This window comes from Prosthecodimorpha staleyi, assembly GCF_018729455.1.
Classification (GTDB): Bacteria; Pseudomonadota; Alphaproteobacteria; order Rhizobiales; family Ancalomicrobiaceae; genus Prosthecodimorpha; species Prosthecodimorpha staleyi.
In genome coordinates this window covers 543,664-566,509 of the sequence record NZ_JAHHZF010000001.1, presented here as the reverse complement: position 1 = coordinate 566,509, position 22,846 = coordinate 543,664, and the positions used below count along the sequence as shown (strand labels likewise).

18 protein-coding genes are annotated in these 22,846 nt (G+C 68.3%); 5 read left to right on the top strand and 13 right to left on the bottom strand.

Features of this window, described 5'->3' with window-relative positions:
- Nucleotides 1–119: 119 nt before the first annotated feature.
- The 3 genes from clpX to KL771_RS02430 all read left to right on the top strand — a co-directional run bounded on the left by clpX (nt 120) and on the right by KL771_RS02430 (nt 5,097).
- Nucleotides 120–1,385, top strand: coding sequence for an ATP-dependent Clp protease ATP-binding subunit ClpX (gene clpX / locus KL771_RS02440; protein ID WP_054361425.1), 1,266 nt, complete (start codon nt 120–122; stop codon nt 1,383–1,385).
- Nucleotides 1,386–1,990: 605 nt separating this feature from the next.
- Nucleotides 1,991–4,408 (top strand): endopeptidase La, encoded by a 2,418-nt coding sequence (gene lon / locus KL771_RS02435; RefSeq protein WP_261966964.1) that lies wholly within the window; start codon nt 1,991–1,993, stop codon nt 4,406–4,408.
- A gap of 413 nt (nt 4,409–4,821) precedes the next feature.
- The gene (locus tag KL771_RS02430; RefSeq protein WP_261966963.1) at nt 4,822–5,097 is read left to right on the top strand and encodes an HU family DNA-binding protein; all 276 of its coding nucleotides are present in this window, start codon (nt 4,822–4,824) and stop codon (nt 5,095–5,097) included.
- A gap of 209 nt (nt 5,098–5,306) precedes the next feature.
- Here the strand turns inward: KL771_RS02430 and KL771_RS02425 are convergent, their stop codons facing one another.
- The 11 genes from KL771_RS02425 to KL771_RS02375 all read right to left on the bottom strand — a co-directional run bounded on the left by KL771_RS02425 (nt 5,307) and on the right by KL771_RS02375 (nt 19,202).
- Nucleotides 5,307–5,645 (bottom strand): hypothetical protein, encoded by a 339-nt coding sequence (locus tag KL771_RS02425; protein ID WP_261966962.1) that lies wholly within the window; start codon nt 5,643–5,645, stop codon nt 5,307–5,309.
- Between the two features lie 91 nt (nt 5,646–5,736).
- On the bottom strand, nt 5,737–7,254 hold the full coding sequence (locus tag KL771_RS02420; RefSeq protein ID WP_261966961.1) for a hypothetical protein: 1,518 nt from the start codon (nt 7,252–7,254) through the stop codon (nt 5,737–5,739).
- A 273-nt stretch (nt 7,255–7,527) separates the two neighbouring features.
- The gene (locus KL771_RS02415) at nt 7,528–9,804 is read right to left on the bottom strand and encodes a TRAP transporter permease (protein WP_261966960.1); all 2,277 of its coding nucleotides are present in this window, start codon (nt 9,802–9,804) and stop codon (nt 7,528–7,530) included.
- Nucleotides 9,805–10,006: 202 nt separating this feature from the next.
- Complete coding sequence (locus KL771_RS02410; protein ID WP_261966959.1) at nt 10,007–10,960, bottom strand: TAXI family TRAP transporter solute-binding subunit; 954 nt, start codon at nt 10,958–10,960, stop codon at nt 10,007–10,009.
- Between the two features lie 107 nt (nt 10,961–11,067).
- Nucleotides 11,068–12,003 carry a dethiobiotin synthase gene (locus KL771_RS02405; protein WP_261966958.1) on the bottom strand — a complete coding sequence of 312 codons (936 nt, stop codon included), beginning with the start codon at nt 12,001–12,003 and terminating at the stop codon, nt 11,068–11,070.
- A 120-nt stretch (nt 12,004–12,123) separates the two neighbouring features.
- On the bottom strand, nt 12,124–13,110 hold the full coding sequence (locus KL771_RS02400) for a hypothetical protein (protein ID WP_261966957.1): 987 nt from the start codon (nt 13,108–13,110) through the stop codon (nt 12,124–12,126).
- A 106-nt stretch (nt 13,111–13,216) separates the two neighbouring features.
- The gene (locus KL771_RS02395; protein WP_261966956.1) at nt 13,217–14,188 is read right to left on the bottom strand and encodes a 2-hydroxyacid dehydrogenase; all 972 of its coding nucleotides are present in this window, start codon (nt 14,186–14,188) and stop codon (nt 13,217–13,219) included.
- 254 nt (nt 14,189–14,442) lie between these two features.
- Nucleotides 14,443–15,354, bottom strand: coding sequence for a succinate--CoA ligase subunit alpha (gene sucD / locus KL771_RS02390; protein ID WP_261966955.1), 912 nt, complete (start codon nt 15,352–15,354; stop codon nt 14,443–14,445).
- 14 nt (nt 15,355–15,368) lie between these two features.
- Nucleotides 15,369–16,553, bottom strand: coding sequence for a malate--CoA ligase subunit beta (locus tag KL771_RS02385; protein WP_261966954.1), 1,185 nt, complete (start codon nt 16,551–16,553; stop codon nt 15,369–15,371).
- A 302-nt stretch (nt 16,554–16,855) separates the two neighbouring features.
- The gene (locus tag KL771_RS02380; protein ID WP_261966953.1) at nt 16,856–17,809 is read right to left on the bottom strand and encodes an HpcH/HpaI aldolase/citrate lyase family protein; all 954 of its coding nucleotides are present in this window, start codon (nt 17,807–17,809) and stop codon (nt 16,856–16,858) included.
- A gap of 202 nt (nt 17,810–18,011) precedes the next feature.
- Complete coding sequence (locus tag KL771_RS02375) at nt 18,012–19,202, bottom strand: aminotransferase class V-fold PLP-dependent enzyme (RefSeq protein WP_140941460.1); 1,191 nt, start codon at nt 19,200–19,202, stop codon at nt 18,012–18,014.
- Nucleotides 19,203–19,355: 153 nt separating this feature from the next.
- On the opposite strand from KL771_RS02375, the gene gcvA reads away from it, so the two are divergent.
- Together gcvA and KL771_RS02365 are read left to right on the top strand one after the other, a co-directional pair.
- Nucleotides 19,356–20,258: a transcriptional regulator GcvA gene (gene gcvA / locus KL771_RS02370; protein WP_054361438.1), complete on the top strand. Its 903-nt coding sequence runs from the start codon at nt 19,356–19,358 to the stop codon at nt 20,256–20,258.
- Between the two features lie 282 nt (nt 20,259–20,540).
- Complete coding sequence (locus KL771_RS02365) at nt 20,541–21,050, top strand: TspO/MBR family protein (protein WP_261966952.1); 510 nt, start codon at nt 20,541–20,543, stop codon at nt 21,048–21,050.
- A gap of 41 nt (nt 21,051–21,091) precedes the next feature.
- Here KL771_RS02365 and KL771_RS02360 read toward each other — a convergent pair whose 3' ends face one another.
- Nucleotides 21,092–22,345: an RNA polymerase sigma factor gene (locus KL771_RS02360; RefSeq protein ID WP_261966951.1), complete on the bottom strand. Its 1,254-nt coding sequence runs from the start codon at nt 22,343–22,345 to the stop codon at nt 21,092–21,094.
- A 20-nt stretch (nt 22,346–22,365) separates the two neighbouring features.
- Nucleotides 22,366–22,722, bottom strand: coding sequence for a YciI family protein (locus KL771_RS02355; RefSeq protein ID WP_261966950.1), 357 nt, complete (start codon nt 22,720–22,722; stop codon nt 22,366–22,368).
- Between the last annotated feature and the right edge of the window lie 124 nt (nt 22,723–22,846).

The following is a 22,846-nucleotide window of genomic DNA, read 5'->3' as shown; positions in this document are numbered from 1 at the left end:
GGGCGATAGCCAATGACGGTCGAGGGGGCGACCCCGCAACCGCGGAGGCCGCGCCCTGATCAGCGGTGGCCGGACGGGTTCCCGATGGAATCCGAAAGGCGCACCCGACGGAGACGATGATGAGCGTCAAGCAAAACGGAAGCGACACCAAGAACACCCTTTACTGCTCGTTCTGCGGCAAGTCGCAACACGAGGTGCGCAAGCTCATCGCCGGGCCCACGGTGTTCATCTGCGACGAGTGCGTCGAGCTGTGCATGGACATCATCCGCGAGGAGAACAAGTCCTCGCTGGTCAAGTCCCGTGACGGGATCCCGACGCCGCGCGAGATCCGAAAGGTCCTCGACGATTACGTGATCGGTCAGGAGCACGCCAAGAAGGTGCTCTCGGTCGCGGTGCACAATCACTACAAGCGCCTGAACCACGCGTCGAAGAACAACGACGTCGAACTGGCCAAGTCCAACGTGCTGCTGATCGGCCCGACCGGCTCGGGCAAGACGCTGCTTGCGCAGACGCTCGCCCGCATCCTGGACGTGCCCTTCACGATGGCGGATGCGACGACACTGACCGAAGCCGGCTATGTCGGCGAGGATGTCGAGAACATCATCCTGAAGCTGCTCCAGGCGGCCGACTACAATGTTGAGCGGGCGCAGCGCGGCATCGTCTATATCGACGAGGTCGACAAGATCAGCCGCAAGTCGGACAATCCCTCGATCACCCGCGACGTGTCGGGCGAGGGCGTCCAGCAGGCGCTGCTCAAGATCATGGAAGGCACGGTCGCTTCGGTACCGCCGCAGGGCGGCCGCAAGCATCCGCAGCAGGAGTTTCTGCAGGTCGACACCACCAACATCCTGTTCGTGGTCGGCGGCGCCTTTGCGGGCCTGGAGAAGATCATCTCCGAGCGCGGCCGCGGCACCTCCATCGGCTTCAAGGCCCGCGTGGCGGCGCCCGAGGAGCGGCGCACAGGAACGCTGTTCCGGATGGTCGAGCCGGAGGATCTGCTCAAGTTCGGCCTGATCCCCGAATTCATCGGCCGCCTGCCGATCGTGGCGACGCTGGAGGACCTGGACGAGGAGGCGCTGGTCAAGATCCTGACCGAGCCGAAGAACGCGCTCGCCCGCCAGTACCAGCGGCTGTTCGAGATGGAAGGCGTCGAACTCGTGTTCCACGAGGAGGCGCTGAAGGCGATCGCCCGCAAGGCCATCGAGCGCAAGACCGGCGCCCGCGGCCTGCGTTCGATCCTGGAAGGCATCCTGCTCGACACCATGTTCGACCTGCCGGGCCTGAAGGGCGTCAAGGAGATCGTGATCTCCTCGGAGGTCGTCGACGGCAAGGCGCGTCCCCTCTACACCTACGAGGATCAGGCCCAGGCCGGCATCTCGGCCTGATCCGATCCCCGTCCGGTCGGTATCTGGTGGTCAAAATCAGACATTTGCGTCCCGCATATGTCTGATTGAAAGGACCACGTCATCAAAGAGTCAGTGGTTCAGATTCACGAGACGGATGGGAACCATCCGTCTCGATCAAACCACTAGGGCGTCCGTGACGAGCGGGCGCCCTTTTCCGTTCGGGGCGTCCCGCCGGCGCTGTCTGGTCGACCGGAGGGCGCCGCGGGCGACGTCGTTGCAGCGCGGCCACGCGCCGTCACCATTGTGACGCAATCCCGCCGGGATCTTGTCCGCCGCAATGCGATGTCAGAATTAAGTGTCGGGTGACATTGAACTTCGCGGCCCGGCGCAATTTCCGGCGAGGATATCCGATCGCCTTGACACCCCCCTGTCGCGTCGCCACCTAATAAACACCTGAGACGGTCCTCGGAGATCTGTTCGCGTGCCCAAGTTGGTCGGGGCGCGGCGGGTCGGCCGATTGCGGCAGCGTCGTCGGCCCTTTGAGACAGGGCGCGGACAACCGGCCGGTCCGTTGCGGGTCCGCTCTCCCCGGGGCCGCGACAGGTGGCCCGGATGCCGAGAGCGACGAGAAAGGAAACGAGAGAATGACCGAGAAGCCCCGCGCCGCCGGGGGACCCGCCGAAGTCTTTCCGGTGCTACCGCTCCGGGACATCGTCGTCTTCCCACACATGATCGTTCCGCTCTTCGTCGGCCGCGAAAAGTCGATTCGCGCGCTCGAGGAAGTCATGCGCGCCGACAAGCAGATCCTCCTCGCGACGCAGATCAATGCCAGCGACGACGATCCGGCCACCGACGCGATCTACACGATCGGCACGCTGGCGAGCGTGCTGCAACTGCTGAAGCTGCCCGACGGCACCGTCAAGGTGCTGGTCGAGGGCGCCTCGCGTGCCGAGATCGTGCGCTTCTCCGACCGCCAGGACCTCTATGAAGCGGAAGTGCAGCCGCTTGCGGAGGAAGTGAGCGCCAAGGTCGAGATGGAGGCGCTGGCCCGCTCCGTGGTCTCGGAATTCGAGAACTACGTGAAGCTGAACAAGAAGGTCTCGCCCGAGGTGCTCGGCACCGTGACCCAGATCGAGGACTACTCGAAGCTGGCCGATACGGTTGCCTCGCATCTGGCCGTCAAGATTCCCGAGAAGCAGGAGATGCTCGGCATCGTCTCGGTCGCCCAGCGGCTGGAGAAAGTGCTCGGCCACATGGAGTCGGAGATTTCCGTGCTCCAGGTGGAGAAGCGCATCCGCTCGCGCGTCAAGCGCCAGATGGAGAAGACCCAGCGCGAATACTATCTGAACGAGCAGATCAAGGCGATCCAGAAGGAACTCGGCGACAACGAGGAGGGCCGCGACGAGCTGGCCGAACTCGAAGAGCGGATCAAGAAGACCAAGCTCTCCAAGGAGGCCCGCGAGAAGGCCGGCAACGAGCTGAAGAAGCTGCGCCAGATGTCGCCCATGTCGGCCGAAGCCACCGTGGTGCGCAACTATCTGGATTGGCTGCTCGGCTTGCCCTGGGGCAAGAAGTCGAAGCTGAAGCAGGATCTGGTCCATGCCCAGGAGGTGCTGGACACGGATCACTTCGGGCTCGACAAGGTCAAGGAGCGGATCGTCGAGTATCTCGCCGTGCAGGCCCGCGCCAACAAGCTGAAGGGTCCGATCCTGTGCCTCGTCGGCCCCCCGGGCGTCGGCAAGACCTCGCTCGGCAAGTCGATCGCCAAGTCCACGGGCCGCGAATTCGTGCGCATGTCGCTCGGCGGCGTGCGTGACGAAGCCGAGATCCGCGGCCATCGCCGGACCTATATCGGCTCGATGCCCGGCAAGGTCCTGCAGTCGATGCGCAAGGCCAAGAAGTCCAACCCGCTCTTCCTGCTCGACGAGATCGACAAGATGGGCATGGACTTCCGCGGCGATCCGTCGGCGGCCCTGCTGGAAGTGCTCGATCCCGAGCAGAACCAGTCCTTCATGGATCACTATCTGGAGGTCGAATACGACCTTTCGGACGTGATGTTCGTGACCACGGCCAATACGCTCAACATCCCGGCGCCGCTCATGGACCGGATGGAGATCATCCGGATCGCGGGCTACACGGAGGACGAGAAGGTCGAGATCGCGCGCCGGCACCTGCTGCCGAAGGCGAACAAGGATCACGGCCTGACCGCCGGCGAATTCGAGATCGCGCCCGAGGCCCTGAAGCAGATCATCCGCCGCTATACCCGCGAGGCGGGGGTGCGCAATCTCGAGCGCGAGATCATGACGCTCGCCCGCAAGGCGACCAAGGACCTGGTGCTCAAGAAGACCGACAAGGTGCTGGTCGATCTGGTCAAGCTCGAGGAGTATCTCGGCGTGCCGCGCTATCGCTACGGCGAGGCGGAGCGCGAGGATCAGGTCGGTGCGGTCACGGGGCTCGCCTGGACGGAAGTCGGCGGCGAGCTTCTGACGATCGAAGCCGTCATGATGCCCGGCAAGGGCAAGATGACGGTCACCGGCAACCTGAAGGACGTGATGAAGGAATCGATCTCGGCGGCGGCCTCCTATGTCCGTTCGCGCGCGCTCGATTTCGGCATCGAGCCGCCGCTGTTCGACCGGCGCGACGTGCACGTCCACGTGCCGGAAGGCGCCACGCCGAAGGACGGTCCGTCCGCCGGCATCGCCATGGCCACCTGCATGGTCTCGGTCATGACCGGTATCCCGATCTCCAAGGATATCGCCATGACCGGCGAGGTCACGCTGCGCGGTCGGGTGCTGCCGATTGGCGGCCTCAAGGAGAAGCTCCTGGCGGCCCTGCGCGGCGGCCTCAAGAAGGTGCTGATCCCCGAGGATAACGCCAAGGATCTGGCCGACATCCCCGAGAACGTGAAGAGCGGGCTGGAGATCGTTCCGGTCAGCCGGATGGACGAGGTGCTCAGGCATGCGCTGAGCCGCATGCCCGAGCCGATCGAATGGGAGGAGCCGGCGACGCCGCCGCGCTCGACCCCGGGCGACGAGGACGCGTCTGGCATCACAGCCCACTGATCCCGCTACGGCAGTCCGAGAAAGCCCCGCCCCGTGAAGGCGGGGCTTTTTCGTGACTGCGAGGCTCCGGCGCGGTGTCGCAGGCGGGAAAAAGGGCGGCAAACTCCCGTATATTTCGGGGTTCGGCTTCGAAAGGCCTTGCGGACGGCCACTTTTCGGGGCTTTTGGCTATCCCGTGATCGTCCCGACTCGAAGGGGCGCCCGCGAGCCTCCGGGCAAGGTCCCGGAGGCGAGGCGAGGAGTATCCGGTCACACGGGGCGCCGTTGCACGGACGGCGCCGGTCGACCGGAGCCGCGATCATTGACCCGGTCAGGAGCCGGGCGGGCTTCGGGTGGAAGCGGGGCCCGATCCGTCCACGAGATCGGCCGGCGCCCTCCGGGACGGCCGCAGAGACGAAAGAAGGAACGCGAGTATGAACAAGAACGAGCTGATCGCCGAAGTCGCCGCCAAGACCGGCCAGACGAAGGCCGCTGCCGGCGAGGCCGTCGATGCCACCTTCGAAGCGATCGCCGCCGCGCTCGCCAAGGGCGACGAAGTGAAGATCGCCGGCTTCGGCAACTTCAACGTCGCCGAACGTGCCGCCTCCGAGGGCCGCAATCCGCGCACCGGCGAGACCATCAAGATCCCGGCGCAGAAGTCGCCGAAGTTCCGGGCCGGCAAGGGCCTCAAGGACGCCGTCAACGGCTGATCCGACGCCCGGGCGATCGCCCACGGGCTGCAACCCCGTCCGGTCCGCCGGGCGGGGTTTTTTCATGCGCCGGCCCGGCACCGGCACCGCGGATCGTTTCGCAGAGGCTTTCCTCCGCCGCGATGGTGCATCAGCCCGGAGCCTGGCATGGCCCGATGTCGAGCCGGGGGCGAGGAAGGCTGACGCTGGGGCCGGGCGGCGAAACCGGGTCAGGTGACGAAGGGCATGATGTCGACGCCATCACCTGGAAAGACGGTGAGGTGCGGGTGATCCAGGAACATCCGTGCCGCCGCATCGGCGGTTTCCGCCTCGACGACCAAGTAGCCGCAGACCGGGTTCACGGCTTCGGCGACGCCGTCCCTGGTTACGCGTGTCGTCTTGCCGACCATGCCGCCGCGATCGCGAATGAACGGCGCGTGGCGTTCCTCCCACGCCGCCCATTGGGCCACGCCTTCCTTGTCGATGGCATCCTGCTCGGATCGGGGCCGGCCTCGAAACGACGCGATCGCTTCGCGGGTTATGGTGTAGACCGCAAGAAATCGCGGCATTGACGGAGCTCCCCTGGCGCGCCGGGTGTTTCCTGACCTGACCTGACCTGACATAGCCCGACCTGGCGGGGCGTCGCGCGACAGCCGCCGCCTACGGCTGGGTAGGCTTCGGCTTGGCGCCCGCGGCGCCGGTCGGACCCGGCCGGGCCCCGGTCGAGGCGCCGTCGCTGCCGAACCCCGAGCGGAACTTGTCGAAATCATCCGTCGTCATGGTCGGCGCCCAGACGCCGTTGTTGACCGGCGCCGGCGCGGCGGCCGGAAGCAGCGGGACGGCCGGGAAGGGCCGGCCGACGACGTGGGCGGCACCGCCGGACGGCAGGCCGGCCGCCGCGGCATCGAGGCCGGCGGGTGCCTTGCCGCCGACGGGCGCCGACGGGCTGCCGAGCGGCGAGGGCGGCTTTGCCGGACCTGCGCCCGCGGCCGCAACGGCCGGAGCCGGCGGTGGCGGCGGTGCCGGACGCGAGGTCGTCAGCGGCGGCGCCGGCGGCTGGCCCGTGGCGAGCGAGCCCGGGCCGCCCGCTCCGGGGCCGCTGTCGCCGAGGCCGGGCGGGGGAGCGTCGTTGATAGCCGCCGTTCCGGTCGTGCCCGCGGCGGACGCCCGGGTCGGCTTCGGACGGGGCTGGGCCGTGATCGTCGGCGTGCCTTCGGCCTCTCCTGAGGCATCGCTGCCGTCCCGGTCGGTGCCGGCCGCGGCGATCGCGTCGCCGGCGCCGGGCGGGCGGCGGTCCAGCGAGAAGCCGGGGATGCGGCTCAGCACCGACTGCAGCGGGTTCGATACCCAGGCCCGCGTGACGAAGTCGCGATGGTTGGCATTGCGCCCGCCATAGAGGAAGCTGACCCGGCCCGGCTCGAAGCGTGCCGGTATGCCGATCTCGAACGGGACGCGCCGCGCTTCGGCTGAATTCATCAGCCGGGTGTTGTTGCTCTCCGACCCGCTCGAATAGGCACTGAAAAAGAAGGCGCGGCCACGCCTCGGCAGCCATTCCGCGAAGCGATCCTCCTCGCCGAACAGGGCGTCGAGCAGCACGACGCCATGGATGCGCTCGGACGCATCGCCGACGCTCATGGCGTAGATCGCCGGCAGGTAGCCGCCGCTATAGGCGACGATCAGCACGGGCGATCTGGCGAGCGTCTCGGCTAGCGGCGGATCGCCCCGCAGGCGGGCGAGCTCGGCCGCCGCCTCCTGCAGGAATTTGGCGAAATGGCCCGGCTGCCAGAACTTGCCGGCACTGGAATCGAGCGCGTTGACGGCGAATTGCGGTGCGACCAGCACGGCGTTGAGACCGGATTCGGCGACCTGGCGCGGCACGCGCTGGCGGTCGCGCACGTCGCGCTCCAGCTTCGCCTCGTTGCCGTGCAGATAGAGCACGATCAGCGTCGGCCTGCTCGGGTCGTAGCCGCGCGGGATCGACAGCAGGACATTGGAATCGCTATAGGTCTGGTCTTCGAAATAGACCCCGCCGCGCGGCGAGGTATGGCCGGCGCGGCCGTCCTGCACGACATCCAGGAAGGGCTTGCCCTGACCGGGTATGTCGCCCCGATATGGGAACGGTGCGGTCGAAAATGGGACCAGGGCGGTTTGCGCGAAGCTCGCGGTCGGATCGCGCAACGGCCGAGCCGCGGCCGCCACACCGGTCCGCGCCGAATCCGCGCCCGGGGCGCGTCCCGCATCCTGCGCGGCGACCGGATCGCACCAGCACAACCCCGCTGCGAGTCCACCGCACAGCGATGCACTCCGCAACCATGTACCGCAACGCCCCACGGCGGCCCATAGCATCGGCTGAACTCCACCATCGCACACCGTGTCCGTGCACGGATTGTATGCTACAGCGTTCCGCCCCGCGCCCCAATCCCGATTTGGTGCGGAAGCGATTTTGTTAACCTACGCTGCGGCCCTCCGACGGGCGAGTAGCAAGCGCCACGCCAGAAATCCGGTGGTCGCGACCAGGCCGATGATGTCGGTGGCCGTGCTCGGAAAGATCAGGAAGCCGGCCGCCACGAAGCAATAGACCCGCTCCGGCCAGGAGACCGGCCGGTCGAGATGGCCGAAGGCGGCGATGCCCCACAGCGCCATCGCGATCACCGCCTTCAGGGTGGTGAAGCCAACCGCAAGCCAGTAGAGCGCGCCGTCGAGGCCCGGCACCGGCTGCAGCATCAGGGTCGGATCGTAGATCGCCATATAGGGAATGATGAAGCCGGGCAGGGCGATGCGCACCGCCTGCAGGCCGATCTTCATGCCGGATTCCTTGGCCATCGGCGCTGCCGCGAAGGCGGCCAGCGCCACCGGCGGGGTCAGGTCGGCCATGATGCCGAAATAGAAGACGAACATGTGGCTGACGATCAGCGGGATGTTCAGTCCGAGCAGGATCGGCGCCGCCAGCGACGAGGTGATGATGTAGTTCGGGATGGTCGGGATGCCCATGCCCAGGATCAGGCTGAAGATCATGGTCAGCACGAGGGTCGCCGCCAGGTTCTCCTTGCCGAGCGAGATCAGGCTGTTGCCGACGATGGTGCCGAGCCCGGTCAGCGTCATGGTGCCGATGACGATTCCGACCAGCGCGCAGGCGAGGCCGACCGGCAGTGCCTGGCGGGCGCCGTCGGCCAGCGCCGCGCGGCAGCCGAGCAGGGTCTCGCGTCCGTGCCCGGTCAGCAGCGCCGGGATCACCATGGCGAAGACCACCGCAGTCACCGCCGCCACGGAGTACCATAGCGAGGCCGCCGACAGGCCGGCGAGTGCGAGCCAGAACACCGTCCGGACGACCACCGAGCCGAGCCCGAGGACCAGGGCCGTGCCGATGATCATGATCACCGTCAGCGCCACGCCGACCGCGCCGGCGAAGAGCGGCGTGAAGCCGGCGAACAGGAGCCAGACCAGCACGGCCAGCGGTAGGATCAGGAACCAGTTGCGCCGGACCTCGCTGAAGAAGCTCGGCAGTTCGGCGCGCGGCAGGCCTTCCAGACCGAGCTTGCCGGCTTCCAGATGCACCGACCAGAAGCAGGCACCGAAATAGAGGCAGGCCGGGATGATCGCCGCCTTGACGATCTCCGAATAGGGCACGTCGATGGTCTCGGCCATGATGAAGGCGACCGCGCCCATCACGGGCGGCATGATCTGGCCGCCCATCGACGAGGTCGCCTCGACGCCGCCGGCAAAGGCCGAGGTGAAGCCGAAGCGCTTCATCAGCGGGATGGTGAACTGGCCCGAGGCGACCACATTGGCGACGCCCGACCCCGACACGGTGCCCATCAACGCCGAGGAGGCGACGCAGACCTTGGCCGGGCCGCCGCGCGACCCGCCGAACAGCGCCATCGAGATGTCGTTGAAGAAGTCGATCACCCCCGCCTTCTCCATGAAGGCGCCGAACAGGATGAACAGGAAGATGTAGGTCGCCGAGACCAGCGTCGGGGTGCCGTAGATGCCCTCGGTGCCGAAGACCATGTGCTCGACGACCTGCTCGACATCGTAGGGCCGGTGGTCGAGCGGGCGCGGCAGCCAGTGGCCGAACAGGCTGTAGGCCAGGAAGATCAGCGCCACGATCGGCAGGGCCGGGCCCATGGCGCGCCAGACCATGATCACCAGGATGGCGAGGGCGCCGCCGCCGACGACGAAGTCGAGCGGGGTGAGGTCGCCGGAGCGCTGCACCAGGGCCTCATAGAGGTGCCACTGGTAGAGGCCGATGGCGAAGGCGGCGATGCCGATCGCCCAGGAGAGGATGCGGCCGAGGCCCGGGCCGCTGCGGTGGTTGGCGAGCATGCCGCCGGCGAGCAGGCACAGGAAGCCGACATGCAGCGCGCGCAGCACCTGGCTCGGCACGCCGCCGGCATAGCGGGCGAACAGGATCCAGGTCGCCGCCATGGCGGCGAGCCCGATCACGCTGCCGGCAACCGAGCCGCCGCGGCTCGCGCGCCATCCGGTCCACACGGCCCAGAGGATCAGGAAGCCGCCCGATGCCCGAATGGCGTCGAGGCCGGGCAGGAAAGCCTTGTCGAGCGGGATGCCGAAGGCGGTGACGAGCTGGAAGGTCGAGAAGGCGACGCCGATCCAGAACAGGACCACGCCGCCGAGACCCGGGCCGAAATCCTCCGGCAGGTGGATTTCGGGATTGTCTGCGTGGCTGGGGCGGGCGAGTTCGTCCTGCGCAATCGGGGTATCGGTCATGAAGGGCTCCGGGCCCGCGCGCGCGGGAATGCAGGCGTCCGCATCGGGTGGCGGGTGCGGATGGCCCGCCGTCCGATCTGGACCCGGCGGACCGTCCGTGGGGCAGGGGCGGTTGACGGCCCCCCGATCGCGAATTGGGCGGCCGGACCTGTCCGGCTAGTGGCGAAGGGGGCGGCCGGACCTGCCCGGTCGGGGCGCCTGATCAGAGCGCGCCTTTCTCCTTGAAATACTTGGCGGCGCCCGGATGCAGCGGGGCGATCGGGTTCTTGGCGCCGGTTTCGATCTTGATCACCTTGGCGGCCGCATGGGCGGCGTAGAGGTCGTTCAGGTTGTCGAAGATCGCCTTGGTCATCTGATAGACGGTGTCCTCCGAGAGGTCGGACCGGGTGACCAGATAGTTGATGATCGCCGCGGTCTGCACGTCCGCGTCCTGGCCCTGGTAGGTCTTGGCCGGGATGGTGGCGGACACGAAGGGCGCGCCGACCTTCTGGATCACGCTCGCCGGCACCTCGACGACGGTGATCGGCACTGAATTGGCGAGGTCACGGATCGAGGCCACCCCGAGACCGGCCGACTGCAGGGTCGCGTCGAGCTGGCGGTTCTTGATCAGTTCGACCGACTGGCCGAAATCGAGATACTCGACCTTGCCGAGATCGGAATATTGCAGGCCGGCGGCAGTCAGGATGGCGCGGGCGTTGAGTTCGGTGCCCGACTTCGGCGCACCGACCGAGAGCCGCTTGCCCTTCAGGTCGGCGAGCGACTTGATGCCGCTGTCGGCGGAGGCGACGATCTGGACATAGTTCGGATAGATCGCCGCGATGGTGCGGATCTTGTCGAGCTTGCCCTTGAAGCCCATCTCGGTGTCGCCCGCGACGGCCGCCTGGACCGCGTCGCCGAGCACCAGACCGATTTCGCCCTTGCCGGATTGGATCAGGTTCAGGTTCTCGACCGAGGCCTTGGTCGCCTGAACCGACGGCCGCGCGCCGGGCATCTTGTCGGTCAGGATCTTGGAGATGCCGACGCCGATCGGATAGTAGACCCCCGACGTACCCCCGGTCAGCACGTTGACGAACTCGTCGGCGCGCGCGATCGCCGGAGCCAGGACGAGGCTCAGGGCCGTCGCCAGGCCGATGGTCTTGGATGCCAATTTACGCATTTCACTTCCTCCCGATCTTTACGTAGGACCAATCGTAGACAAACGACGGGCCGGGAGAAAACCCAAAATTTGCGCGCACCCGGCCGACGCGCTCCGGACCGGGCGCCTCATCGGGCGCTGCTTGGCGGGGCGAGGGTCCGGCGTCGCCGGGCGAGCAGCCAGACCGCCGACCGAAAACGCGCCCAGCGACTTTCGGTGCACACGATATGGGAGAGAATCTCCGCGGCCATGGCGTCGGCCACGGCTTCCTGCCGGTCTTCCGCTGCCTCAGGCAGCGTCAGGGCGATCGGCGGGTGACCCGCCTCGGCGAGGGATCGGATCAACTGGTCGTTTGTGACGAGCTGGCTCTGAGCCCGGAAGCGCGGCTGCGGCCGGTGCACGGCCGGATGGACCGTGATGGCCGGGCGCTCCAGGTAGACCAGATGGTCGATCGGCAGGCCGCCCCGGAAGCTCGGGATGAACTTCGTCGCGCCCTCGATGACGATGGTGTGCGGCCGCAGCCGCAGGAGACGGCGGAACGCGGCGACCGGCAGGTCGGGGGCGATCTTGCCGGCATCGCGGAAATTCAGGCCCGGCAGCGGCACGGCGTCGGCGAGCGCCAAACCCAGGCTTTCGACCAGCGCCGCGCGGGCGTCCGGATCGGCGATCTCCAGCGGGACCTCCGGCCGGAAGTAGCGGCGGTTGTCGAGCAGGGTCGAGCCGGCCCGGGCCATCACGGTCTTGGTGAAATCCGGAAAGCAAACGAACTGCACCGGGGCGACCAGATCGAAATAGCCGAAGGTCAGCGGCGAGGCATTGGCGAGCTGGATGGCGTCGTGGCCGACCTCCGGTCCGGTCAACGCCGGGTCGCGCCAAGCCTGTCGTTCCGGCATTTCGGCAAGCAGGCCGGCCGCGTAGGGTTTGAAGGCCGTCGTCGGATAGCCCCTGCGGTTGAGGACGCGGACCAGCGCGGCGGCAACGGTCGTCTTGCCGACCTCCGTGCCGCTGCCGGTCACCCAGATGATGCGTGGCGGTGGTCGCCGAAACCTGTGCAGAATCGCCATTTCCGAGTCCAGGGCCAGTGTCTGGCCCAGTGATAACCGGCAGCCGCGCCATCTGACATGCGCATGATAGTATTTCGATCCCGATCCCGATCCCGATCAGAATTTCCGGACCCAGGTGTCCTAAGGTGGCAGCCCGTCGGCTGCGCCAGACGGTCCGGCGGTCGGGGCCGCCGCCGTTGCTCCGGCGGCCGTGGTCTGGCCCCGGTGCCGCCTGCGCAGCGGCCGCAGCCGTTCGAGGCGTCCGCGCAGGCCTTCCGCCCGATCGAAGACAGCCAGGATGTCGCGCGCCACGCCATCGGCCATGCCGGCCAGTTCGGCTTCCGCGACCGGGGGCAGGCAGAACGGCGTCGGCCGGTATCCTCTCGCCTCCAGTCGATCAACGAAGGGCGCGGCCGGGATCAGTTGCCGGCCCGGCTCGAAGCGCAGGCGGGCGCCGAGGCCGGCATAGACCGTGACCGCCGGTCGCTGGACATGGACGACATGGTCGATCGTCGGCATGCCGTCGAAGGCCGGCAGGAAGGCGCCGGCGCCTTCGATCACCATGGTGTGCGGCTCGAGCCTGAGCAGCCAGCGATAGGCGGCGAGCACGGCGGCCTGATCGAGCCGTGGCGCATCGCGAAAATTGAGGCCGGGCCAGGGCCTCGCGCTGGCGAGCGGCACGCCGAGTTTGCCGATCGCGTCGGCGACGATCTCGGGTTCGGGTTGCGGCCAGGCCGGTTCGGGCCGGTAGTAGACCATGTTGCCGAGCAGCAAGGACCCCGACCTAGCCGCGACCGTGGTCCGGAACGTCGGATGGCAGACGAACGAGATCGGCGCCACGAGGTCGAAATAGCCGTCGGTCAGCGGGGATGTGCGGGACAGACGCATCGCGTCGCCGCCGACCTCCGGCGCGGTTTTCGCAGGATCGCGGATGGCGAGGCGGTCCGGCAGCAGCGTCAGCTGACTGGCCGAATAGGGCTTCATCGGAATGGTGCGGACGCCGTTCCGGTTCAGGAGCCGGATCAGCGCCATGGCGACGGTCGACTTGCCGGCCTCGGTGCCGTCGCCGACCACCCAGATGATCCGCGGCCGACGGATCGGAATCGAAAAACCGGTCGTGAGTCGCATGCTTCGCCGTGTCGGTTTGAGACCCCAGGATAGACCGGGGCCTCATCCGACAGAAGGCATTCGCGCGGGCCGAGCCGACCGGCCGCCGGACAAGCGCCGCGCGGGCTTAGGCCACCCGGTCGCGCGGCGCCTGGCCGGCGAAGAAGGCTTCGAGATTTTCCAGCACGCGCCAGCCCATCGCCTCGCGGGTCGCCTGGGTGGCCGAGCCGAGATGCGGCAGCAGGACGGCATTCTCGCATTCGAGAAGGGTGGGTTCGATCCGGGGCTCGCCCTCGAACACGTCGAGGCCGGCGCCCTTGATCGTGCCGGCCTTCAACGCCTCAGCCAGCGCCTTGCCGTCGATCACCTCGCCGCGTGCCGAGTTCACCAGGATGGCGGTCGGCTTCATCATCTTCAGCCGCTCGGCATTGATCAGGTGATAGTTGTCCTTGCCGCCCGGCATGTGCAGCGAGACCACGTCGGCCTCGCGCAGGACCTCCTCGATCGTGTCGCGCTTCTCGGCGCCGGTCTCGGCCGCCAGTTCCGGCTTGACCGGGAAGGGGTCGAAATAGATCACCTTCATGCCGAAGCCGCCATGGGCGCGCTTGGCCGCCTCGCGGCCGATCCGGCCGAAGCCGAGTACGCCGAAGGTGCCGCCCGAGACCTTGGTGCCGATCATGTGGGTCGGCCGCCAGCCGATCCAGTTGCCGGCGCGCACCTCGCGCTCGCCCTCGCCGGCGCGGCGCGCGGCCATCAGCATCAGCGTGATGGCGAGATCGGCGGTGCATTCTGACAGCACCTCGGGCGTGTTGGTGACGACGAAGCCGGCCTTCTTGGCCGCTTCGGTGTCGATATGGCTGTAGCCGACGCCGTAGGAGGCAATGATCCGGGTGCGCGCGCCGGCGACATCCAGCACCGTCGCGTCGACCTTGTCGCTGACCGTCGGGCAGAAGGCGTCGTAGTCCTTGAGGGCCTGGCGCATCGCGTCCGCGGTCATCGGCACGTCGGTTTCGTTGAGCGTGACGTCGTAGAGCGCCTTCAGCCGGGCTTCGACGGCATCGGGCCAGCGGCGGGTGACGAGGACCTTGGGCTTGGACACGGGAGCGATTCCTCTTGTGGGTTCCGGCGCGGCGGCGCCTCGACGATCTTACGCATTCTGGCGTCTGGGATGCCACGGGTACCTGCGACATCGGTTGTCGCAGGCCCGCCACGGATGCGGTCCCGCGCGGCCGCCCACGTCGAGGAAGGCACCCGGATCGGCGCTCCTGGCGGGGCCGATCCGGGGGAGGGGCGGGACGGCAGGGACGGTGGGCCGGGGCGGGGCGCGATGCGTCCGCTGTCCGGGCCGGCCGATCACTCCGCCGCGGCCGCGAGGAGACCGCGCTCGGCGAGCATCTTCTGCACGGTCGGGGCGAATTCCGACGGGGTCGGCACGATGGTGACGCCGCACCCCTTCAGGATCTCGACCTTCTCGGCCGCGCTTTCGCCGAAGGCGGACACGATCGCGCCGGCATGGCCCATCTTGCGGCCCTTCGGGGCGGACAGGCCGGCGATATAGGCGCAGACCGGCTTGGTCATGTGGTCGCGCGCATACTGCCCAGCCTCGGCCTCCTGCGGTCCGCCGATTTCGCCGATCATGATCACCGCATCGGTGTCGGGATCGTTCTCGAACAGTTCGAGCACGTCGCGATGCGAGCAGCCGTTGATCGGGTCGCCGCCGATGCCGACCGAGGTCGAGATGCCGAGGCCGACCGCCTTCAGCTGCGAGGCCGCCTCGTAGCCGAGGGTACCGGAGCGGCCGACGATGCCGATGCGGCCAGGCAGGTAGATGTGGCCGGGCATGATGCCGACCAGCGCCTCGCCGGGGGTGATCACGCCGGCGCAGTTCGGCCCGAGCAGGCGCATGCGGCTGTCGGCCTTGTAGCGGCGCATGTAGCGCTTCACGCGCATCATGTCCTGGGCCGGGATGCCGTCGGTGATGCAGACGCAGACCTTGATGCCCGCATCGGCGGCTTCCATGATCGAATCGGCCGCGAAGGGCGGCGGCACGAACACGATCGTGGTGTCGGCGCCGGTCGCCTCGACGGCCTGCTTGACGGTATCGAAGACCGGCTTGCCGTGCACCTCGGTGCCGCCCTTGCCGGGGGTCACGCCGCCAACCACGGGCGAGCCGTAGCGGATCATGTCCTCGGCATGGAAGGAGCCGATCTTGCCGGTGATGCCCTGAACGAGGATCCGGCTGTTCTTGTTGATCAGAACCGACATGGGTCTTGCTCCTCTCAGGCCGCGGCCTTGGCGGCGACGGACTTCGCCGCGGCGACCGACTTCTCGGCGGCTTCCGCCAGCGTGTCGGCGGTGATGACGTTGATGCCGGACTCGCGCAGGATCTGCTGGCCGAGCTCGACATTGGTGCCGGCCAGCCGGACCACGAGCGGCAGCTTCAGGTTGGTCATCTCGACCGCCTTGACGACGCCCTGGGCGACCCAGTCGCACCGGTTGATGCCGGCGAAGATGTTGACCAGCACGCATTTCACGTTGCCGTCCTGGGTGACCAGCCGGAACGCCTTGGCGACCCGCTCGGGCGTGGCGCCGCCGCCGATATCCAGGAAGTTGGCGGGCGCGCCGCCGGCGAGAAGGATCATGTCCATGGTCGCCATGGCGAGGCCCGCCCCGTTGACGATGCAGCCGACATCGCCCTCGAGACCGACATAGGACAGGCCCCGGTCGGCGGCCTGCGTCTCGCGCGGATCCTCCTGGCTCTTGTCGCGCAGCTCCGAGATGTCGGCGTGGCGGAAGAGCGCGTTGTCGTCGAAGCTCATCTTGGCGTCGAGCGCGACGAGGTGGCCCTCATGGGTCAGCACCAGCGGATTGATCTCCAGCATCGTGCCGTCCTTGTCGCGGAAGGCCCGGTAGGCGCGCAGGATCAGCTGGCTGGCTTCCGTCACCGAATTGGCCGGGATGCCGAGCGCGAAGGCGATCTCGCGGGCTTGGAAGGCCTGCATGCCGACCGCGGGCTCGACCGGCATGCGCACGATCTTCTCGGGCGTCGCCGCCGCGACCTCCTCGATCTCCATGCCGCCCTCGGTCGAGGCGATCACCATGACGCGCTGTTCGGAGCGGTCGAGCACGAAGCCGAGATAGAGCTCCTTGGCGATGTTGACGCCGCCCTCGACATAGAGCCGGCCGACCATCTTGCCGGCCGGACCGGTCTGGTGCGTCACCAGCTTGCGGCCGAGCATCCGGTCGGCGGCTTCCTCGACCTCGTTCTCGGTCCTGCACACCTTGACGCCGCCGGCCTTGCCGCGGCCGCCGGTATGGACCTGGGCCTTGACGACCCAGACCGAGCCGCCGATCTCGCGCGCCCGGTAGGCCGCCTGTTCGGGCGAATAGGCCAGCCCGCCCTTGGGGATCGGGACCCCGAACTTCGCGAGAATTTCTTTCGCCTGATACTCGTGAATGTCCATTGTCGGCTCCTCGGGTGAGTGGCGTCAGCGGTCGGGGCGGCGCAGGCGGTCCGGCATGCGGTTCATGCGGGCATAAGGGCGTGCGTCTTCCTTCCCCTTTCCCGGGGGCGGGAAAGGTGGCCGAAGGCCGGGTGGTGCGTTCGGTCGGTTTGGTTGCCTGCGGCCGTCATTCGCCGCGTCCGCAGGATGCATCGGCTTTTCGCGGGCCTCCGCGATCGGCGGGCCGCGCAGTCAAGGCCCCGGCGAGGCCCGGAAGGGTCCGGCCCGGCACGGCCCTCACGGGCGCACCGGACCGGCCTGGCTCAGGCCGCCTGCTTCTTGGCGATCTCCTCGGCCACCTTGACCACGTTCATGGCCATGCGGGCCGAGGCCGCGTCGATCATGCGGCCGTCGAGGGATGCGGCGCCCTTGCCCTGGGCGGCGGCTTCGTCGAGGGCGATCAGGATGCGCTTGGCGCGGTCGACCTCGGCCGGCGGCGGCGAGAAGACCTCGTTGGCGAGCGCGATCTGGGAGGGATGGATCGCCCACTTCCCCTCGCAGCCGAGCACCGCGGCACGCTTGGCGCCGGCGATATAGTCCTGCGGGGCGTTGAAGTCGCCGAACGGGCCGTCGATCGCGCGCAGGCCGAAGGCACGGCAGGCGGTGACCATCCGGTCGATGGCGGCGTGCCACTGGTCGCCCGGATAGTCCGGGTTGAGGCCGCCGATCACCACGGTGCGCGAGCGGCGCGAGGCGGCGAAGTCGGCGACGCCGAAATGCAGCGCCTCCAGCCGCTTGGTGTAGTGCTGGCGGGCGATGTCCTCGACATTGGCCATGCCGATCGCGGTCTCGATCAGGGCCTCCAGGCCGATCCGGTTCGGCAGGCGCTTGGCCTCCTCGATCTGGGCGACCATGGCCTCGACCATGTAGACGTCGTGCGGGGTGCCGACCTTCGGGATCAGGATCGTATCCAGCTTCGAGCCGGCCTGTTCGACCACGTCGACCACGTCGCGATACATGTAGTGCGTGTCGAGGCCGTTGATGCGGACCGACACGGTCTTGCCCTTGGCCTTCCAGTCGATGTCGTTGAGCGCCTGGATGATGTTCTTGCGGGCCTGCTCCTTGTCGCCGGGGGCGACGGCGTCCTCGAGGTCGAGGAACACGAAATCGGCGGCGCTGTCGGCGGCCTTGTCGATCATCGTCGGGTTGGAGCCCGGGCAGGCGAGTTCGGAGCGCTGCAGGCGCGTCGCCACGGGCTTGTACTGGGTGAAGCTCATAGGATGCTCTTCCTCCCTCGAAGGGCGGTTTTGCCGGCGGGGCGCCGGACCAGCGGAAGTGTTGTGTTGTTCGGTGGCGGCCGCAACGGTTTGTCCTGCGGCCCGGGCCGTCGCTCGCCATCGAAGCGAACCGGCCTTGGAGGCGAACCTCCGGAAACGCGACCGCCGGACCGGGGGCCCGGCGGTCGTCGCGGCGGCGGGGTCAGGCCGCCTGCGCCAGGGAGTTGCGGCGGGTCGTGTAGACGCCCTGCGCGGCGGCGACGCCGGAGCCGAGCTCGATCTTGGCACCGCAATCGACCAGCGCCATTTCGGCGACCGAGATCGCGCCGAGCAGCATCAGTTCGTTCATCGCGCCGAGATGGCCGATGCGGAACACCTTGCCGCCGAGCTTGTTCAGGCCCGAGCCGAACGAAGTGTGGTAGCGGTCATAGGCATGGCGGATGACGCGGACGGCATCGACGCCGGCCGGCACGTAGATCGCCGAGACGGTGTCGGAATGCCACTTCGGCGCGGCGGCGACCAGGCGGCAGCCGTTCCAGGCCTCGACCGCGGCGCGCACGCCGGAGGCGACATGGTGGTGGCGGGCGAAGATATTCTCCAGGCCTTCCTCGAACATCAGGTCGAGCGAGGCGCGCAGGCCGCGCAGCAGCGTGGTGGCCGGCGTGTAGGGGAAGTAGCCGTCCTTGTTCATGCGCGCCATGTCTTCGAACGAGAAGAAGCAGCGGCCCATCTTGGACGACTTGTGCGCCTCCAGCGCCTTCTGGCTGACGCAGATGATGGCCAGGCCCGTCGGCAGCATGAAGCCCTTCTGCGAGCCCGAGACGATGCCGTCGACGCCCCATTCGTCCATGCGGAAGTCGATCGAGCCGACCGAGGAGACGCCGTCGACGAACAGCAGGGCCGGATGGCCGGCCGCGTCCATCGCCTTGCGCACGCCGCCGATGTCGGAGGTGACGCCGGTCGCGGTCTCGTTCTGGGTGGTCAGGACCGCCCGGATCTTGTGTTCCGTGTCGGCCTTCAGGATGTCGTGGAAGGTCTCGACCGGGACGCCCTCGCCCCATTCGACCTCGACCACCTGGGTGTCGAAGCCGAGGCGCTGGCACATGTCGGCCCACAGCAGCGAGAACTGGCCGAAGGTCGAGATCAGCACCTTGTCGCCCGGATTGAGCGTGTTGGAGAGCACGGCTTCCCAGCCGCCCGTGCCCGAGGACGGGTAGATGAAGGGCTGGCCGGTCTCGGTCTTGAAGACCTTCTTCAGGTCGGCGAAGAGCGGCAGGGTCAGCTTGGGGAAGTCCGGCGAGCGCATGTCCTCCATCGGGAGGTTCATGGCCATGCGCACCTCGTTGGGGACATTGGTCGGGCCGGGGATGAAGAGACCGGGATGATAGCGCATGGCGTTCCTCAATGGCGTGGCTTAGAAAGGATCCGCCGCCCCGGCCGATGCAACCCGGCGATGGAGAGCGGCGCCTTCTCCTTAACGCCATGGTGGGATCCGGCATTACCGATGAAAACGGCAAGAATGTTTATACGGGCATGAGGTAGGATCATGGCTTCGCTGCGCCGCACACTTCCGCCCGTGAACAGCCTCGTGATTTTCGAGGCCGCCGCCCGGCATTTGAATTTCACCCGCGCCGCGAGCGAGCTGGGTCTGACCCAGGCCGCGGTGTCGCGCCAGATCCAGGCCCTGGAGGCTTCGCTCGGCGCGCCGCTGTTCCAGCGCCAGGCGCGCGGCCTGACGATGACCAAGGACGGCACGCGGCTTCACTATGCCACCACGATGGGCCTCGAATATATCGCGACCGTCTGCGTCGACATCCGCCGCCGGCGCGGCCCGAAGGATCTGACCGTTTCCTCGAGCGTGACCTTCGCATCCTATTGGCTGGTCGGCCGTCTGAACAATTTCCGCGCCGCCCATCCGGATGTCGATCTGCGCCTGGTCGCCTCGGCCCCGGTTTCGGACCTGGTGTCGGCCGGAATCGACGTGGCGATCCGCTACGGTTCGGGCCAATGGCTTGGCGTCGTTGCGGAAAGGCTGTTCGGCAACGAGATCTGGCCGGTCTGCAGTCCGCGCTATCTGGAAGGCCGCGAGCCGCCGAAATCGGTCGAGGACCTGCTCGACGAGACGCTGCTGCATCTCGGCGCCTTCGACCGCAACTGGGTCACCTGGGAGGCCTGGTTCAAGCAGCTGGGCGTCACCATGCGCCCCACCAAACGCGGCTTCACCTTCGACAACTATCTGATTTTGCTGCAGACCGCGATCCGCGGCGAGGGCATCGCCCTGTGCGGCCAGCGCCTCGCCGAGGATTTCATCGCGCGCGGCGACCTGATCCGCCCGATCGAGACGGCGCTCGTCTCCGACAATGCCTTCTATCTCGTCTATCCGACCGACGTGCCGCTCTCCGACAGCGCCCAGCGCTTCCGCGACTGGATCCGCGCCGAGGTCCGCTGAACCCGCCGCCGGCCTGCAAGGGCGGCGGCGGTGTTTGGCCACATATGAGTTTGGGTAATACCGCCGGCGACGGTGCAGGGGGCGGTCCGCAGTTCGGAGGCGGCGCGAACGGGACAGCCCTGTCGTTTGGCGGTGCAACCCTCGCGCGACCGTCCTGTCGCAGGCGATATCTGATCATGGCGGCGCGGCAGAAATCCGCCCCTGCGACATCTTGGCTGCATCTTGCCGGGGGGGCCGATCGCCCCATTTATATTGCAATGCACAATGGAGTTGTCTGAGCCGATGACCGCAATATCCGCCTTTCGGGACGAAATGCCGCGCCCGTATCGCTGGCTGATCTTGGCTGCCTTCATCGTCGTGACCCTTCTGATCGGCTGGGCCAGCGGGATCGTGACGGCTTCGAAGATCGCGACCTGGTATGCCGGCCTCGCCAAGCCCTGGTTCACGCCGCCGCGCTGGGCCTTCCCGGTCGCCTGGACGCTGCTCTACATCATGATGGCGGTGGCCGCGTGGCGGGTCTGGTCGGGGCCGGCCAGTCCGGCGCGTCGGGTCGCGCTCGGCTGGTACGCGGTCCAGCTGACTTTCAACGCGCTCTGGACGCCGGCCTTCTTCGGCGCGGAGAATCCGACGCTCGGCCTTGCCGTCATCGTGCCGCTCTGGATCTCGGTCCTGATGACGCTGCGCCGCTTCGGCGCGATCGACCGCGTCGCCGGCTGGCTATTCGTGCCCTATCTCGCCTGGGTCAGCTACGCAACGCTGCTCAACGCCACCATCGTGGTGATGAACCGCTAGACTTTCTGATCACCGGCGGCGCGCGCGGGGAACGCGCGCGTTCAGCTCGCGAGGGTGGCCGCCCGGCCAAGCAGGTAGCTGCGCAAGGCCGGGTCCTCGGCCATGCCGGCGGCGCGGAGAAAACTCGCCGCGGCCTCGGCGGGCTGGCCGCTGCGGGCCAGGAGATGGGCGCGCGTCGCCCAATAGGGCTGGTAGGCGTCGGCTGCGGCCGCGAGCGCGTCGAGCACGGCCAGGCCTGCCGCCGGCCCGTCGGCCTCCGCGATGGCGGCCGCGCGGGCGACCCGGTTGCCGACCGTCGGCGCCAGGGTGACCAGGAGGTCGTAGAAGCCCGCCAGCGCCGTCCAGTCCGTGCGGCCGGTCAGGCGCCGGGACAGGTGCACCGACTGGATACAGGCCTCGATCTGGAACCGTCCGGGGCGCCCGAATGTGGCGGCCCGGCGCAGCAAATCCTCCGCCTCGTCGATCAAAAGGCCGTCCCAGAGCGCCGGATGCTGGTCGGCGAGCGCGACGAAGCGGCCGGCCGCATCGCGGCGTGCCGGGCGGCGGGCCTCGCTGGCGAGCATCAGCGCGAGCAGGCCGAGCGCCTCCGGCTGCGGCCCGGCAAGCCCGACGATCAGCCGGCCGAGCCAGATCGCCTCCTCGGCAAGACCGGCGCGGCGCGGGTCGTCGCCGAAGGCACCGTCCCACCCGGTGCCATAGGCGGCATAGACGGCCGACAGGACGGCGTCGAGGCGGCCGGCCAGTTCGTCGCGCCCCGGCACTTCGAAGGCCAGTCCGGCTTCGCGGATCCGGGCCTTGGCCCGCACCAGCCGTTGCGACATGGCGGCCGGCGAGGTCAGGAACGACGCCGCGATCCGGGCCGCATCGAGGCCGAGCACAGACTGCAGCATGAGCGGCGCCTGGGCCGCCGGTTCGATTGCCGGATGCGCGCAGACGAACATGAGCTTCAGCCGCTCGTCGGGAATGGCGGCCGGATCGGTCTCGGTCATGGTGTCCACCAGGAGCCGGATTTCGGCCGCCGCCGCTTCGTGCACCCGGTTGTGGCGGGCGGCCTGGCCGAGGCGGCGCCGCGCCGCGACCAGGAGCCAGGCCTCGGGACGGTCCGGCACGCCGTCTTCCGGCCAGCGCAGGAGGGCCGCGGCGAGGGCGTCGGCGAGCGCGTCCTCCGCCGCCGCGATATTGCGCGAACGCGCCGCCAGGATGGCGACCAGCCGGCCATAGGACGCGCGGACCGCCATCTCGGCCGCCGCCCGCGCGTTGGCCCCCGGTGCCGGCGGCGCGTCGATGGTCTTCATGTCCGGCCGGTCGCTCCCGGTCACGGCATGGGCGGCATGAGCGGCCGCACGATCACCGAGCCGTCGCTCGCCGCGGGGCTGCGGGCGGCCCATTCCAGCGCGGTGTCCAGGTCGGGCACCTCGACGATGAAGAAGCCGCCAAGCTGTTCCTTGCTGTCCGGATAGGGACCGTCGACGACCTGGCGTCCGCCGTCGCGCACGGTCACCACCGCGCCGGTCGAGGGCGGCATCAACCCGGCGCCGCCGGTCACGATGCCGCTGGCCCGGATCGCGCCGATATAGGCGTACCAGGCGCCCATGTCGGGACCGGAATTATCAATCGGCGAGCGGTGTTCGAAGGTCGCGGGGCTTTCCATGAAGGCGATCAGATATTGCATTGTCGGTCTCCCTCCGGCCGGATCGGTCGGCAACGGCCGCGCCCCGCGGTGACGGAGCGAGGCGGCGGGGAGGCCGGTCGACCCCCGCGCCCCCATGAGCCGCCAGCATGCCCGGCTTCGACAG

Excerpts from the sequence above, each read along its gene's own strand:
- sucD (WP_261966955.1), bottom strand. The coding sequence starts at position 15,354 with ATGTCGGTTCTGATCAACAAGAACAGCCGGATCCTCGTTCAGGGCATC.
- KL771_RS02380 (WP_261966953.1), bottom strand. The coding sequence starts at position 17,809 with ATGAGCTTCACCCAGTACAAGCCCGTGGCGACGCGCCTGCAGCGCTCC.
- KL771_RS02355 (WP_261966950.1), bottom strand. The coding sequence starts at position 22,722 with ATGCAATATCTGATCGCCTTCATGGAAAGCCCCGCGACCTTCGAACAC.
- gcvA (WP_054361438.1), top strand. The coding sequence starts at position 19,356 with ATGGCTTCGCTGCGCCGCACACTTCCGCCCGTGAACAGCCTCGTGATT.
- KL771_RS02410 (WP_261966959.1), bottom strand. The coding sequence starts at position 10,960 with ATGCGTAAATTGGCATCCAAGACCATCGGCCTGGCGACGGCCCTGAGC.
- clpX (WP_054361425.1), top strand. The coding sequence starts at position 120 with ATGAGCGTCAAGCAAAACGGAAGCGACACCAAGAACACCCTTTACTGC.
- KL771_RS02385 (WP_261966954.1), bottom strand. The coding sequence starts at position 16,553 with ATGGACATTCACGAGTATCAGGCGAAAGAAATTCTCGCGAAGTTCGGG.
- KL771_RS02365 (WP_261966952.1), top strand. The coding sequence starts at position 20,541 with ATGACCGCAATATCCGCCTTTCGGGACGAAATGCCGCGCCCGTATCGC.
- lon (WP_261966964.1), top strand. The coding sequence starts at position 1,991 with ATGACCGAGAAGCCCCGCGCCGCCGGGGGACCCGCCGAAGTCTTTCCG.
- KL771_RS02375 (WP_140941460.1), bottom strand. The coding sequence starts at position 19,202 with ATGCGCTATCATCCCGGTCTCTTCATCCCCGGCCCGACCAATGTCCCC.
- KL771_RS02400 (WP_261966957.1), bottom strand. The coding sequence starts at position 13,110 with ATGCGACTCACGACCGGTTTTTCGATTCCGATCCGTCGGCCGCGGATC.
- KL771_RS02405 (WP_261966958.1), bottom strand. The coding sequence starts at position 12,003 with ATGGCGATTCTGCACAGGTTTCGGCGACCACCGCCACGCATCATCTGG.
- KL771_RS02360 (WP_261966951.1), bottom strand. The coding sequence starts at position 22,345 with ATGAAGACCATCGACGCGCCGCCGGCACCGGGGGCCAACGCGCGGGCG.
- KL771_RS02430 (WP_261966963.1), top strand. The coding sequence starts at position 4,822 with ATGAACAAGAACGAGCTGATCGCCGAAGTCGCCGCCAAGACCGGCCAG.
- KL771_RS02415 (WP_261966960.1), bottom strand. The coding sequence starts at position 9,804 with ATGACCGATACCCCGATTGCGCAGGACGAACTCGCCCGCCCCAGCCAC.
- KL771_RS02425 (WP_261966962.1), bottom strand. The coding sequence starts at position 5,645 with ATGCCGCGATTTCTTGCGGTCTACACCATAACCCGCGAAGCGATCGCG.